13 protein-coding genes and 1 pseudogene are annotated in these 13,483 nt (G+C 62.6%); 11 read left to right on the forward strand and 3 right to left on the reverse strand.

The features are described 5' to 3' along the window. Positions 1–336, forward strand: a pseudogene (locus Y707_RS0109630) (hypothetical protein); the annotation flags it as partial. Here Y707_RS0109630 and Y707_RS24845 read toward each other — a convergent pair. Further along, entirely contained in the window at positions 302–859 is a 558-nt protein-coding gene (locus Y707_RS24845) for a GtrA family protein (protein WP_081744754.1), read from the reverse strand. The pseudogene Y707_RS0109630 and the gene Y707_RS24845 sit on opposite strands and share 35 nt — an antisense overlap. 189 nt (positions 860–1,048) lie before the next feature. Between Y707_RS24845 and Y707_RS0109640 the strand changes: the two genes are divergently transcribed. From Y707_RS0109640 to manA, 4 genes are all read left to right on the forward strand, one after another. After that, positions 1,049–2,221: a 5-(carboxyamino)imidazole ribonucleotide synthase gene (locus tag Y707_RS0109640; protein WP_026534926.1), complete on the forward strand. Its 1,173-nt coding sequence runs from the start codon at positions 1,049–1,051 to the stop codon at positions 2,219–2,221. Next, positions 2,218–2,751, forward strand: a complete 534-nt coding sequence (gene purE / locus Y707_RS0109645) for a 5-(carboxyamino)imidazole ribonucleotide mutase (RefSeq protein WP_026534927.1) — start codon at positions 2,218–2,220, stop codon at positions 2,749–2,751. The genes Y707_RS0109640 and purE overlap by 4 nt, the downstream gene beginning before the upstream one ends. Positions 2,752–2,759: 8 nt before the next feature. After that, positions 2,760–4,301, forward strand: a complete 1,542-nt coding sequence (locus tag Y707_RS24850; RefSeq protein WP_051441845.1) for an LCP family protein — start codon at positions 2,760–2,762, stop codon at positions 4,299–4,301. A 110-nt stretch (positions 4,302–4,411) separates the two neighbouring features. Then, positions 4,412–5,683 carry a mannose-6-phosphate isomerase, class I gene (manA, locus tag Y707_RS0109655; protein WP_026534928.1) on the forward strand — a complete coding sequence of 424 codons (1,272 nt, stop codon included), beginning with the start codon at positions 4,412–4,414 and terminating at the stop codon, positions 5,681–5,683. 11 nt (positions 5,684–5,694) lie between these two features. Here manA and Y707_RS0109660 read toward each other — a convergent pair whose 3' ends face one another. Beyond that, positions 5,695–6,774, reverse strand: coding sequence for a glutamate--cysteine ligase (locus Y707_RS0109660; protein ID WP_035781006.1), 1,080 nt, complete (start codon positions 6,772–6,774; stop codon positions 5,695–5,697). Positions 6,775–6,859: 85 nt separating this feature from the next. Between Y707_RS0109660 and Y707_RS0109665 the strand changes: the two genes are divergently transcribed. Then, positions 6,860–7,849, forward strand: a complete 990-nt coding sequence (locus tag Y707_RS0109665; protein WP_026534930.1) for a lipid II:glycine glycyltransferase FemX — start codon at positions 6,860–6,862, stop codon at positions 7,847–7,849. Here Y707_RS0109665 and glpX read toward each other — a convergent pair. After that, positions 7,846–8,880, reverse strand: a complete 1,035-nt coding sequence (gene glpX / locus Y707_RS0109670) for a class II fructose-bisphosphatase (RefSeq protein WP_026534931.1) — start codon at positions 8,878–8,880, stop codon at positions 7,846–7,848. The genes Y707_RS0109665 and glpX overlap by 4 nt on opposite strands. Before the next feature lie 140 nt (positions 8,881–9,020). Here glpX and Y707_RS24855 point away from each other — a divergent pair, with 140 nt between their 5' ends. The 5 genes from Y707_RS24855 (at position 9,021) to Y707_RS24865 (ending at position 13,467) form a co-directional block, all read left to right on the forward strand. Next, a complete protein-coding gene (locus Y707_RS24855) occupies positions 9,021–9,611 on the forward strand; it encodes a DUF4245 domain-containing protein (RefSeq protein ID WP_035781008.1) in 591 nt (196 codons plus the stop codon). A gap of 4 nt (positions 9,612–9,615) precedes the next feature. Next, complete coding sequence (locus Y707_RS0109680) at positions 9,616–10,230, forward strand: carbonic anhydrase (RefSeq protein WP_026534932.1); 615 nt, start codon at positions 9,616–9,618, stop codon at positions 10,228–10,230. A gap of 64 nt (positions 10,231–10,294) precedes the next feature. Then, the gene (locus Y707_RS0109685) at positions 10,295–11,737 is read left to right on the forward strand and encodes a class II fumarate hydratase (RefSeq protein ID WP_026534933.1); all 1,443 of its coding nucleotides are present in this window, start codon (positions 10,295–10,297) and stop codon (positions 11,735–11,737) included. Between the two features lie 7 nt (positions 11,738–11,744). Continuing rightward, positions 11,745–12,281 (forward strand): DinB family protein, encoded by a 537-nt coding sequence (locus tag Y707_RS28960; protein ID WP_026534934.1) that lies wholly within the window; start codon positions 11,745–11,747, stop codon positions 12,279–12,281. 220 nt (positions 12,282–12,501) lie between these two features. Further along, complete coding sequence (locus Y707_RS24865) at positions 12,502–13,467, forward strand: IS1595 family transposase (protein WP_081744756.1); 966 nt, start codon at positions 12,502–12,504, stop codon at positions 13,465–13,467. Positions 13,468–13,483: the final 16 nt, after the last annotated feature.

The following is a 13,483-nucleotide window of genomic DNA, read 5'->3' on the forward strand; positions in this document are numbered from 1 at the left end:
GCGCACGCCGATGAGTACCTCGGCTTGTCCGGGCCGTCCGACGACGCCACCGCCCTGGAGTTCAGCTCCCGGGAAATTTCCCACCGGCAGTTATTGACCGACTATGCCGGTTTGAGCAACGGGTCCGGGGCGGAGGGGGGCGGAGCGCCGGAGCCTGCGGCAGAGACAGTTCTCATCCAGGCCGCGCTGGGAATGCCGGAAGTCCTGCGCCTCGCACTCGGCACCTGGGCCACCGACGGCGCCGTCGTTCTGGTCCACCCTTCGGTTGAAGTAACCGATTCGCTGGTCAGCAGCGAGCGGATTACGCGCCGGTTCGATGAATGTCCTGGCCTTTGACAGCCCCCTTGCCGGGGATCGCTTGCCGGCCGCGGGCAGGGCGCGCGCCCGGAGTGTCGGCAAAATTTGGATCCTCGGCGAGTTCCTCTGAAAAAACCCAGTAACGGTACGCCAGGAAACGGAAAATTGTGCCAAGCACCAGTCCGATCACATTCTTGGCGATAAAGTCCGCGTGGGTGGTTTGGTACCCCAAGACGTAGTGGGAAATAAACAGGCAGAAAGTGGCTATGCCGATACCGATGGCGTTCATGATGGCGAACATCATCAGTTCGCGCAGAACACCCGGGCGGCGCCGGTGCCGGAAGGTCCAGTATCTGTTGGCCACCCAGGAAAAAACGGTGGCGACCACGCTGGCGATGACGCCGGCCGTCAAGGTCTTATGTGAGAGCGCGCCCTCACGGAGGAGGAGGAACAAGGTGCTGTCAATGACATATGCGACGCTGCCCACAGCGCCGAACTTCATGATCTCGCGCCACAGCAGAGAGAAGAGTCCACCCAGGCGCTCAGCCACCTTGTTCAACATGACCCTCCCAGCCCTGGCGTGCAGCGAGACCCGGCTGAATCCAATGCGGCCCGGTTTTCACCGGTCCGGGCAAAGCCTTCAACCAGCACGTTAAGCTCAACGCTACCGTCTAATCAGACATGTTGCGGCGACGGGCCGGGAGCACATGGTGAAACGGTGATGAACAGCTTGTACGGGTAGTCTGTGTGGGTGACTTTTCCTGTAATTGGCGTAATTGGCGGTGGCCAGTTGGCCCGGATGATGGCCCCTGCCGCCGTGGCGATGGGCTTCCAGCTCCGGGTCCTGGCGGAGAACGAGACGGTTTCGGCGGTCAGCGCCGTGCCGCAGTCGGCGGTCGGTGATTACACCGATCTGGAGACCCTGCGGGAGTTTGCCCGTGATGTCGACGTCCTGACTTTTGACCATGAACACGTTCCGGCGGCGCATCTGAAGGCGCTGCAGTCCGACGGCGTGAACCTGCATCCCGGCCCGGCGGCGCTGGTGCACGCCCAGGACAAACTCGTGATGCGTGCCGCCGTCGAACGTCTTGGCCTCCCCAACCCGGAATGGGCGCGGGCAGCCAACGTCCCGGATCTGATTGCGTTTGGCGACAGGACCGGCTGGCCTGTGGTCCTGAAGACACCGCGGGGTGGCTATGACGGCAAGGGCGTGCGCATTATTGCCGACGCTGCAGCAGCGGAAGCAGCGGCGGACTGGTTCGACGGCGGCGAGCTGCTGGTCGAGCAGAAGGTCCCCTTCAGCCGCGAACTGGCTGCGCTGGTGGCCCGTACGCCGGGTGGAGAATCCCGCGCCTGGCCGGTGGTGCACACTATCCAGGTCGATGGCGTTTGCGATGAAGTGCTCGCCCCCGCCCGCGGGCTGCCCGATGCAGTTGCCGCCGCCGCGCAGAATGCCGCGCTCCGCCTCGCCGGGGAACTGGACGTCACCGGCGTGATGGCGGTGGAAATGTTCGAGACTCCGGGCGAGGGCGAAGGCTTCCTGATCAACGAATTGGCCATGCGGCCGCACAATTCCGGACACTGGACCATCGACGGTTCCGTCACCAGCCAGTTTGAGCAGCACCTGCGCGCCGTGCTGGACCTGCCGCTCGGTTCGACCGATTTGCTTGGCGGGGCCGTGGTGATGAAGAACTTCTTCGGCGGCAGCAACGAGGATCTGTACAGCGCCTACCCGGAGGCGATGGCGGCCGATCCGGGGGCAAAGGTGCACAGCTACGGCAAATCGGTACGTCCGGGGCGTAAGATCGGCCACATTAACGTCGTCGGTCGCTCGATATCGGAACTCGACGAGCTGCGTAAACGTGCTAGTAAGGTGGCCGGGATTATCAGCAGCGGCCGGAAGGCAACAAAGGAATCATTATGACGTCGCCACACCCCCTGGTCTCGGTCGTTATGGGTTCGGACTCCGACTGGCCGGTAATGGAAGCCGCTGCGGCGGCACTGGATGAATTTGACGTTCCCTACGAGGCCGACGTCGTCTCCGCCCACCGCATGCCGGAGGAGATGATGGCCCATGGCCGCAATGCCCATGGGCGTGGACTGCGGGTGATCATCGCAGGTGCCGGCGGGGCAGCACATCTGCCCGGGATGTTGGCATCCGTCACTCCGCTGCCGGTGATTGGAGTGCCCGTGCCGTTGAAGACTCTGGACGGAATGGACTCGCTGCTGTCGATCGTCCAGATGCCCGCGGGAGTTCCAGTCGCTACCGTTTCCATCGGTGGCGCACGCAATGCCGGCCTGCTGGCCGTGCGGATGCTGGCCGCCGGAACCGACGATTTGGCGGTACGGCTGCACTCCGATCTGGTCGACTTTGCCGATCAGTTGCGCCAGTCGGCCATAGACAAGGGCGCATCGCTTTCCGCCCGGCTTAATACCAAAAACCCCCAGGTGTAAATATTTCGATGAAATCCAATCCGACGCAGTCCATGCTGACGGACCCGGTCCGCTACCCCCAGACCGCGCCCGTCGAGTTGCGGACCAAACGCGCCTTCACGCTGTTGCTGATGACTCTGGTGCTGCCCGGCAGCGCCCAGATTGTTGCCGGCAACCGGCGGTTGGGCCGGAGGGCGCTGCGCGTAACCTTCACCGCTTGGGCCGCGGTGATTGCCGCCGTCGTCCTCTACTTCGTCAACCGGTCGATCCTGTTCGGCCTGTTCACGCATCCGGTGTGGTCGCTGGTCATTATTGCGGTCCTGGTACTGCTGGCCGTCGGCTGGGCACTGATGTTCCTCAATACCCTTCGGATCATCCGGCCCGGCCTGCTCACGGCCGGCATGCGTCCGGTTGTCGCTGTTTCGCTGGCGGCGCTGATGCTGCTCACCAGCGGGGCGCTTGGCTACAGCGCGTACATGCTTAACGTCGGCCGCAATGCCATTAGCGACGTATTCGTTGCCGGCCCGGATATGGAGCCGGTCGATGGACGCTACAACTTCCTGCTGATGGGCGGCGACGCCGGCGAAAGCCGGGAGGGCCGGCGTCCGGACAGCATTTCGGTCATCAGCGTGGACGCCGAGACCGGTCAACCGATCGTTTTCGGCATCCCCCGTAACTTGCAGAATGCTCCATTCCCGGCCGATTCGCCGATGAACCAGGTGTACCCGGACGGCTACAACTGTGGCGACGCGTGCATCATCAACAGTCTTTACACCGAGGTGACCCTGAACTACGCCGACCTCTATCCCGAGGCTGACGACCCCGGAGCAGCGGCCATGATGGACGCCGCGAGCGGTATCCTCGGCCTCGAAGTCCAGGGCTACGTGCTGGTCGATATGGCAGGCTTCGAGAAACTGATCGACGCCATGGGTGGTATTACTATCGACGTCGGAGGCCGGGTGCCGATTGGCGGCGGAACCAATCTGGAGACAGGCCTGGCGAACGAAATCAAGGGCTATATCGAACCCGGCGTCCAGAACATGGACGGCTATACCGCCCTCTGGTATGCCCGCTCACGCGAAGGCGCGACCGACTATGACCGGATGGCCCGCCAGCGTTGTGTGCAGCAGGCCATGATCTCCCAGCTGAATCCCGCAACGATGCTGACGAAATTCCAAGGAATCGCCGCGGCCGGCACGCAGATTGTCGAGTCCAACATCTCCTCCTCGCAGCTGAACAGTTTCCTCGACCTCGCACTGAAGGCGAAGGGAAAGAAGTTGCTCTCGCTGACCGCCGGACCGCCGGACTACGGCATTAACTTCCCGACCTACCCGGATTTCGCAGTGTTGCAGCAGGATGTGCAGGCGCTGATTGAAAAGTCCGAGGTAAAGGCTTCCGAGGAGCAGAAACCAGATGGTGGTCCGCAGGCCGAAGCACCGTCCGGGGATGCACCGGCGGAGTCCGCACCTTCAGAACAAGCACCGGCTGAATCAGCTCCGTCTCCGACGCCGTCCGGCGGCGGTGGCGGCGGCAGTGGCCTCTCCCCGAACGGCACCTGCAGCGTCCCGTAATCGAGACAGTTGCATCTGCCTGCGTTCCTGCCGGGGTCACCGCGTTTTGTCGGGGCCACCGCGTAATGTACAGAGAGCAGTGACGGTAGCCAACAGCGAGGAGCTGGTGAATGTACAAGCTGGAGAATACACTCCGCCCCTATGCCTGGGGTTCGACGACGGCGATAGCGCAGCTGTTCGGCCGGGAACCTTCAGGCAGGCCGGAGGCTGAACTTTGGCTTGGCGCGCACCCGGACTCCCCGTCCCAGGTGGTGTTGCCCGATGGCAGTTCGGAGCCGTTGGACCGACTGATCGCAACCAATCCGTCAGTCGCACTGGGCCCTGACTGCGTGGAATCGTTCGGTGACAGCCTGCCTTTCCTGGTCAAGGTTCTAGCCGCCGACGCTCCGCTGTCTCTGCAAGTGCATCCGACGCAGGAGCAGGCACGCCGCGGTTTCCAGGACGAAGAGGCGGCCGGAATCCCCCGTGATGCTGGAAACCGCAACTACAAGGATGCGAACCACAAGCCTGAGATGCTCTTCGCCCTCACCCCCTTCGAGGCGTTGTGCGGCTTCCGCGAACCAGCCGAAAGCGCGCAACTCCTCATCGAAGTCCGCGCAGCCATTACGGGTGCTGGTGGATCCGAACCGGAGCTGTTGACCAGGCTGATCGACGTGCTGAATGGACCGCTGCCGGAACCGGAACGGCTGGAACAGGCTTTCGACCGGCTGATCAACGGCGGCGACGACGTCGGGTCACTGCTGGAAGCCGCGGCCGCGGCCCTCGAGGACCACCGACCGGGCAAGTTCACGCTGGAACTGGGCACCGCCGTCGAACTTGCCCGCCAGTATCCGGGTGACCCTGGAGTGCTGATCACGCTGTTGCTGAACCGGCTCTCGCTGCAGCCCGGCGAAGCGGTCTACCTTCCCGCAGGCAATATCCACGCCTACCTCAATGGTCTGGGCGTCGAAGTGATGGCTTCCTCGGACAACGTGCTCCGCGGAGGACTCACGCCCAAGCACGTCGATGTTCCGGAGCTGATGAAGACGGTCGAATTCGCTACCGCCGCAGTGCCGGAACTGGTTGCTGAACGCACCGGGCTCGGCCAGGAGGTTTACCGTCCTCCGTTCCAGGAATTCCAGCTGCAGCGGATCGAGATACCGGCGGACAGCACTTCCATGGCCGCTGACGATATTCCGGTGGTCCAGAACGGGCCGGCGATTGTGCTTGCGGTTCGCGGTTCCATCGTGCTGGATTCGCCCCACGGCGACCTGCGCCTCGAGCCTGGCGGCAGCGCCTTCCTGCCAGCCGATGAAGCGCCGGTCATGGCGAAACTGGTCAACGATCAGGGTGCAGGGCCCTCCGGCGCACTCGCATTCGCCGTTACCATTTCCACCCGCTGATCACGCTGGCGTCAATGCGCCATGGTGACGGCAATACCGTCCAACACGACGTCGGCCATCCTGCCGGTATTCTCCAGAACCCTGCGTTGGTGCCGGGCGCCGGTGCCGTTGCGGAGGACGTTCCCAATCCGGCTCTCGACAACCGCTTCATCTCCTGATTCAGCGAGCACCGGACGAAGATGCTCCAGCAGCGCCATTACAACTTCCGTGGCCTCGCGTGGGCAGCCTTCAACCGGATCCAGCAGGGAGGCTTCAATCCCCCACCGGCTCGCCTGCCAGCCAGCATGGCGAAGCACTGGCAGGGGCACCTCCTCGGGCGGGCGTCCATCGCGCCAGTGGCGTGCCGCGGTCTCAACCAGGGCACGCACCAGCGCCGCCAAAAGGACGGTGTCGTCAACATCGAGGCAGACATCGGGCACCCGGATCTCGGCTGTCGGATGATTACGCGACAGCCGGGCGTCGAAGTACAACATCCCCTCATCGACGGGCACACCGGTGGCGAGCAGCTCCTGAACCAGGCGGCGGTACGCTTCTGCCGACCCGAAAATCCCGTTCGGTCCCGTTCCGGGTAGTCGTTGCCAAACCTGTGAACGGAAGCTGGCGTAGCCGGAGTCCTCCCCCTGCCAAAAAGGTGAATTCGCGCTCAAGGCCGTTATGACCGGAAGCCAGATCCTTATCCGGTCCAGTACGGCGGCGCCCTCGTCGGGGGATTCGACCGAAACGTGTATATGGCAGCCGCAGGTCAGCTGCTCCCGGGACGTGATGCCGAACTGCTCGACCATGGCCTCGTAACGCGGATGTGGAGTCGGGTGTGGAAGTGTCCGCATCGGGAAGGTGCCTAATGCCGCCACCCTGGCGCCGGCCGCCCGGGCTGCTGCATCGGCGCGGGCCCGGCAGGCACGGATATCTTCAGCGAATTCGGCAATGGATGAGTGCGGCCGTGCAACGATCTCTATCTGCTCAAGCTGGAACTCCTTAGTGAGGATTCCATCCGTACCGTGTTGCTCCAGAACCTCCCGGGCCACGGGCAGCGGTGCCCCGGTGGCACTGTCCACGAGAAGGAGTTCCTCTTCAACTCCGAATGTCCGCATAAGACAGTTTCTCCGAAAACGTTCCGGCACAACAGAGGTATCCGGATCGAATCGTTGGGCTCCTCCGGCTTGGTAGGGTCGAGGGGTGAAAAGTTTCCTGCAATCGGCATCATGGGCGCAGTTCCAAAAGGATCTGGGACGCCAGGTATTTCAAACTGAAGGGCCGGATTTCAGTTACCTGGCAATCCTGGAACGGAACGCCGTCGGACCCTACCTCTACTGCCCTTACGGCCCCGTAGGCACGGATCGGGAAGCGCTCAATTCCGCACTCGAATCATTGCAGGAGCTTGCCGCCGATCAAGGCGCGCGGTTCATCCGTGTTGAACCCGTTTCCGCGACAAATGGAGCCACGGTGGAGTCGGTTTCCGCCTCGCTCTGGCGTGCCGGCTGCCTGCCCGCACCCCGCGACATCCAGCCAAGCAGAACCTGGCTGGTGGACCTGCGCCCGCTGGAAGACGAACTGCTGGCAGCGATGAAGTCGACCAACCGGAACCTGCACCGGAATATCCGTAAAAAGGGCGTGAGCTTCAGCACCTCGAACGATCCCGCTGACATCGAAATACTGCTTCGGTTCCTGCACCAGACGGCAGAGCGGTCCAAGTTCAAACCACAGGAAGATACCTACCTGAGAACTGCCGCCCAGGCGCTGATGCCCTCAGGAGACGCCACCCTGTACGTGGCGAACCTGAATGACGCACCCATTGGAGCGGCACTGGCGTTCGACTCGGCGGACACACGCACGTATGCCCATGCGGCCCTGGACAGCACGCACCGGAAACTCAGTGCAGGCATCCCAATGGTCGTGCGGATGATCCTCGACGCGAAGGCCAAAGGACTGACAACCTTCGACATGTGGGGCATTGCGCCGGAAAACGATCCGGACCACCCATGGGCCGGATTCAGCTACTTCAAGAAGTCCTTTGGCGGAGCTGCCGTCGAGTACCCAGGTACCTGGGACCTGCCGGTAAACAAGCCGGTTTACAGTGCTTACACCCTGGCTCGCAAGGCGTACCAGCAGGTTGGGAAAATCCGCAGCCGGATCGCTACGCTGCAGCGCAGCCGCACCCAGTCTTAACCCATCCGGGCGTAGGTCTCCCACTTGTGTGCCTGGTGTTCGCCATCGACAAAGCGGGTGGTGCCGGACTTGGAACGCATCACGATCGACTGTGTCAGGACCTTGCTCTTGTCGTACCGGACGCCCCGCAGCAGATCGCCGTCGGTAATTCCGGTTGCCGCGAAGTAGCAGTTGTCGCTGCTGACCAGGTCATTGGTGGTCAGCACCTTGTCCAGATCGTGGCCGGCGTCGAGCGCCTTCTGCTTTTCTTCATCATTGGTGGGCCACAACCGTCCCTGGATGACGCCGCCGAGCGCACGAACGGCACAGGCAGTGATAATCCCTTCGGGGGTGCCGCCAATTCCCATCAAAGCATCGACTCCGGTTCCGGCCCGGCAGGCTGCGATGCCACCGGCGACATCGCCATCGAGAATGATTTTGGTGCGGGCACCAGCGCTGCGGATCTCCTCGATCAGCGGCTTATGCCGGTCCCGGTCCAGGACGCAGACGTTGAGCTGGTTGACCTTCACACCCTTGGCCTTGGCGATCAGGTGGAGATTCTGCTTGACCGGCAGGCGCAGATCCACCATGTCGGCGGCCTCCGGACCGGTAACCAGCTTCTCCATATAGAAAACAGCTGAAGGATCGAACATTGTGCCGCGTTCCGCCACCGCCAGAACCGCCAGCGCGTTGTTCATCCCAAGCGCAGTCAAGCGGGTGCCATCAATCGGGTCGACGGCGACGTCGCACTCCGGGCCGGTTCCGTCGCCAACGCGCTCGCCATTGAACAGCATCGGCGCTTCGTCTTTTTCGCCTTCACCGATGACGACGACGCCGTTGAACCGGACCGTCGACAGCAGGGAGCGCATCGCATCCACGGCAGCGCCATCGGCCGTATTCTTGTCCCCGAATCCGACCCAGTGGCCACCGGCAATGGCAGCTGCCTCGGTGACGCGGACCAGCTCGAGCGCCAGGTTGCGGTCCGGCTCGTCGTCTCCAACGGCCAAAGACTTGGACAGAGTCGAATATTGGTTAGGGGATACATCAGACACGTGGAGAACCTCATCTTCGAGTGGCGCTGGGACTTTCTCATTCGATCATAGTCGGCCACCTCCATCGGCGAGGGGTGAGCTGGATCTCATGAGCACCGCAGAAGGTGAGATTCAACGGTAATTTAAGCGACCATAGATGTGTGAGCGAACCGCAGGAACAACCGAAACCGGTCATTACCGATCAGCAGGCCAAACGCCTGAGCGCGCCGATCGGCGGCATGATTCTGTCCGTACTGGTCTGTGCCCTGGCATTCCTGCCCATCTGGCTCCTGAACGCCTTCCCGAAGGAAAGCACGTACGAGCGCAACATTAACGTCACAGCAGCGGCTGAACAGGCGGCCGGCGTCGCAGGTTTTGATCCCTTGGCCCCGGAATTGCCTGAGGGCTGGAACTCCAACTATGCCCGCTGGACTGGCGGCGGGGCCGACGGCGTCGCGCACTGGGAAGTCGGTTACGTTACCCCGGATGAAGAATTCCTCTCCATCGCACAGACCGCCGACGCCAACCCCACCTGGCTGGCGCAACAAACAAAACAAGCCCCTGCCGTCGGCGAACGCAAGGTGGCCGGGCACAATTGGCAAATCCGGCACCAACCTGAGGTGGACCGCAGCCTGGTGCTGGAGCTGAAAGACTCGACCATCGTTATCTCCGGCACGGCCCCGGACAAAGAGTTCGATGTTCTCGCCACTGCCGCCACCGGATTTCTCAAATCGGAGCCTGCAGTAAAGTAGCACCGTGACGACTGAATCCGCTCCCCAAAGTTCATGGCAGCGCCTCCGCGAAGGTAATAAGCGTTTTGTTGAAGGCACAACCTCGCATCCAAACCAGGACGCCTTCCGACGTGAATCGCTTGTAAACACACAGCATCCGTTCGCGGTAATCTTTGGTTGTTCCGACTCCCGTCTGGCCGCCGAGATCATTTTCGACGTCGGACTCGGCGACGTCTTCGTCGTGCGTACCGCGGGCCAAGTGATTGACGACGCCGTCCTCGGCTCGCTGGAATTCAGTACCGTCGAGCTCGGCGTGCCGCTCATTGTGGTGCTCGGCCACGACAGCTGCGGCGCGGTCACCGCGACCCGCGACGCCGTCGAGACCGGCCAGATGCCGCCCGGTTTCCTGCGCGATCTGGTCGAGCGGATCACGCCGTCGGTGCTGACCTCGATCCGCAACGAGGAAACGGACATCAACCAGATGGTTTCGGAGCATGTGAAGCAGACATCCAAGCGCCTGGTCGACTCGTCCCGGCTGATCTCCAAGGCGGTCGACGACGGCACGGTGGCAGTCATCGGCGTCACCTACCACCTCGAAGACGGCCGGGCCGAAATCGTCTCCGGTGCCGAAGCTCTCTAGGGAATTTACGGGTCCTGTTCCGACTCATTTTCGAAGCAGGGCACCGGCGCCATAAACTGGCAGCATGACTTCCACTGACGCCGCTACGGCCCCTGATCGCACTGAGTACCGCATCGAACACGACACCATGGGCGAAGTCCGTGTCCCCGCCGATGCCCTTTACGGTGCCCAGACCCAGCGCGCCGTCGAGAATTTTCCCATCTCCGGCACCACGCTTGAGCGTGCGCACATCGAGGCGCTGGCAAGGATAAAGAAGGCCGCGGCCACAGCCAACGCTGAATTGAACGTGCTCGACGGCGAACTCGCCCGCGCGATCGCGGCGGCAGCCGACGAAGTGGCCAGCGGTAAATACGACGCCCACTTCCCCATCGACATTTACCAGACCGGCTCCGGCACGTCGTCGAACATGAACACCAATGAGGTGCTGGCCACGCTGGCCAATCGCGCGCTCGGGGAAGCCGGCAGCGAAGCCCGGGTCCACCCGAACGATCACGTCAACGCATCGCAGTCGTCCAACGACGTCTTCCCGACGTCGGTGCACGTCGCCGCTACTTCCGCGCTGACAAACGATCTGATTCCCGCTCTCGAATACTTGGCGGCCTCCCTGGAGCGCAAGGCTGAAGAGTTCGCCTCCATCGTGAAGTCCGGCCGCACCCACCTGATGGACGCCACCCCGGTGACCCTGGGCCAGGAATTCGGCGGCTACGCAGCGCAGATCCGCTACGCCGTCGAACGCATCCAGGCCTCGCTGCCCCGCGTGGCCGAAGTTCCGCTGGGCGGCACCGCCGTCGGCACCGGCATTAACACTCCGGCCGGTTTCCCCGAACGCGTCATCGAACTGCTGGCCAAGGACACCGAACTGCCGCTGACCGAAGCCCGCGACCACTTCGAAGCGCAGGCCAACCGCGACGGTCTGGTCGAAGTTTCCGGCATGCTGCGGACCATTGCGGTGTCCCTGACCAAGATCAGCAACGACCTCCGCTGGATGGGATCCGGCCCCAACACCGGCCTCGGCGAGATAGCCATCCCCGACCTGCAGCCCGGGTCCTCGATCATGCCCGGCAAGGTCAATCCCGTGATCTGCGAAGCCGTCCTGCAGGTCTGCGCGCAAGTGATGGGGAACGACACCACCGTCGCCTGGGCCGGCACCAACGGCATGTTCGAGCTGAACGTCGGCATTCCGGTCATCGCCCGGAACGTGCTGGAATCCACCCGCCTGCTCTCGAACTCCACCCGCGTCATGGCCGACAAGATGATCGATGGCATCACCGCCAACGAGGAGCGCGCCCGCTTCCTGGCCGAGGCATCGCCGTCGATCGTCACTCCGCTGAACAAGGTCATCGGCTACGAAGCCGCTGCCAAGATCGCCAAGCACGCCGTCACGCAAAAGATGACCGTCCGCGAGGCCGTCGTCGACCTTGGCTACGTCGAGCGCGGGGATGTCACCGAGGAGCAGCTCGATTCCGCGCTGGACGTCCTGTCCATGACCCGTCCGCCGCAGAAGTAGGCGAGGCGTGGATCTGCGTAAGGAATTCTTCAAGGGACTGGATGTGTTCGCCGACACGGTGGAGAGGGTCGGCAACAACATCAACCTTCCCTCCGCCTGTGCCGAATGGGACCTCTCAGGCGTCGTGGCGCATGAACGGAACGGACTGCTCAACGAGCTGCTTCCCGCAGTTACTGGCGCTCCAGCGGGCAATGCTCCCGGCGCGGCCGATGCCCTGACACTGGCTGATCAGTGGGCGGTCGTGGACCTCCAGGTCACCACCGCGATGGAAGAGGCGAAGTTCGACGACGGCGACATGGCCGTGACCATGGCGGCGTTGGACTTGTTCCTTCATGCCTGGGATATCAGCTGGGGACTCGCCGCTGCCGGTCATGGTGAACGGGTTGAGTTCGACGACGAAACCCTGAAGTGGATCGACGACTTCCTTCAGGCTACCCCCGAGGAGAAACTGCGAGTGGCGGACGGATTCGGCCCTCCCACGGAGGCTCCCGACGGTGCCACCCCGACCGAGAAGGTCATGGCCTTCGCAGGGCGGACGGTTTAGGCACCACGGCGGTCTTGGGACTCTGTTCCTCGACCTCCGTTCGTAGTGGGTCCGTTCAAAGCTCCACGCCAGAGCGGCTGCATCAAGCCAGACGTGGTTTCCTCCCCTTCCAACAATGTCCCGGTCTTCCCCGTTTGCCATCCCTCTTTTTGTTACCTCTTCGTTATCCGGTAGCGTACAGGGTTATTAGGTATCTGCTTAGCTGAAGTAGTATCTATTCATGGAAGATCCGCAGCCAGCAACGCCGGTGGGCGGAGTCGATTATCCGGTGACCTTCGGGCAGTTTCAGGACTGGTTTTCCACCGATGAGGCCTGTTTGGACTATTTGGCCAGAGTGCGCTGGCCCGAAGGGTTCATCTGTCCCAAGTGTGGAAGTATCGACCATTGGCGCACGGGGGCCGGTCTGTGGATGTGCAAGGCCTGCACCCGTCGCACGTCAGTGACAGCTGGCACAATTTTCGACCGGACCCGGACTCCGTTGAGGACATGGTTCGCTGCGATCTGGTTCGTCACCTCGCAGAAGAACGGCGTTTCGGCTCTGGGGTTGCAGGCTGTGTTGGGGCTGAGTTCCTACGAGACAGCGTGGGTTTGGATGCATAAGCTGCGCCGCGCCATGGTCCTGCCCGACCGTGAGCTGTTGTGGGGAACCGTAGAGGTCGACGAGGCCTTCATCGGCGGCATTACCCGCGGAACCGCGGGCCGGGGGACGAATAAGATTCCCGTCATGATCGCTGCTGAAAATCTGGGAAAGAGCCGCATTGGACGGATCCGGCTGGAGCCAACGCCGCCGGCAAAGCTGGCCCTCATCGACTTCGCCACGAGGGTCGTAACGCCTGGATCGACGATCAAGTCCGATGGCGCACAGGAACTGCGCCGTCTCTCCAAGCTTGGCTATGACCACAAGTATTACACCCAGCTCGGCTCGACGATTCCGGCCCACGTGAATCTGCCGGCGGTGCACATGGTCGCCTCTCAGCTCAAGCGCTGGATGATCGGAACAATGCACTACGGCGCCTCGCAGGAGCAGTTCGCCTACTACCTCGACGAGTTCACGTTCCGCTTTAACCGCCGCACCTCAAAGAGCCGCGGACAACTCTTCAACCGGCTCATGCACCAAGCCGCCCACACAGCGCCACACCCGCTTAAAACGCTGGTCATCCCAGAAAACGACCCTGACTTCAGCTAAGCAGATACCTAATACA

Source organism: Arthrobacter sp. H14, from assembly GCF_000520495.1.
In the GTDB taxonomy this organism is placed as follows: Bacteria; Actinomycetota; Actinomycetes; order Actinomycetales; family Micrococcaceae; genus Arthrobacter_C.